The sequence below is a fragment of the Staphylococcus sp. HMSC062H10 genome, from assembly GCF_001836945.1.
Lineage (GTDB): Bacteria > Bacillota > Bacilli > Staphylococcales > Staphylococcaceae > Staphylococcus > Staphylococcus aureus.
The window spans coordinates 1-505 of the sequence record NZ_KV830965.1 but is presented as its reverse complement, the minus strand read 5'-3'; the positions used below and the strand labels follow the sequence as shown (position 1 = coordinate 505).

Here is a 505-nt window from a genome sequence, read left to right as displayed (position 1 = left end):
GCTAATTTTTAAATTTGCATGTAAATGGGCAGTATCTAAAAAATTAGTCACTGATTTTGCTGAAATTTTTGTTTGTGAAATTAGCATATATTTATTTGGCTCATATTTGCGTTTTAAGAGACTGTATAGATTTTTAAGTACAAACCTATATGATTTGCCTCTAAGTCTTCAAAATGCCTCTTAAAATTCAAAATAAAAGTGTTTAATATTGTAATAAGGATTGCTATTTTTTATAAAAGGAGAGATATCATGAAGATTAAAACTTTCGCTACTTTTACTCATCGTCAATTAGATAAACAAGTTAATAGGTTTTTAAAGAATGATATTCATGTATTAGAAATTCAAACACACAGTAATTGGTTATATATTTCAGCTATTGTTTTTTATGAGGATAAATAAGGAACATCGTATTTATGCCGAAAAAATTTATTGATGTTGAGAAGAACCCTTAACTAAACTTGCAGACGAATATCGGCATAGCGTGAGCTATTAAGCCGACCATTCG

Annotated in this window: 2 protein-coding genes; both read left to right on the top strand. The window is 28.1% G+C overall.

Translation table 11 applies throughout. The features are described from left to right. Window positions 1-184: hypothetical protein (locus HMPREF2658_RS14770; RefSeq protein ID WP_218117676.1), on the top strand; the 184-nt coding region annotated here is incomplete at its 5' end. A gap of 65 nt (window positions 185-249) precedes the next feature. Beyond that, the gene (locus HMPREF2658_RS14700; RefSeq protein WP_000695366.1) at window positions 250-399 is read left to right on the top strand and encodes a hypothetical protein; all 150 of its coding nucleotides are present in this window, start codon (window positions 250-252) and stop codon (window positions 397-399) included. Window positions 400-505 lie beyond the last annotated feature (106 nt).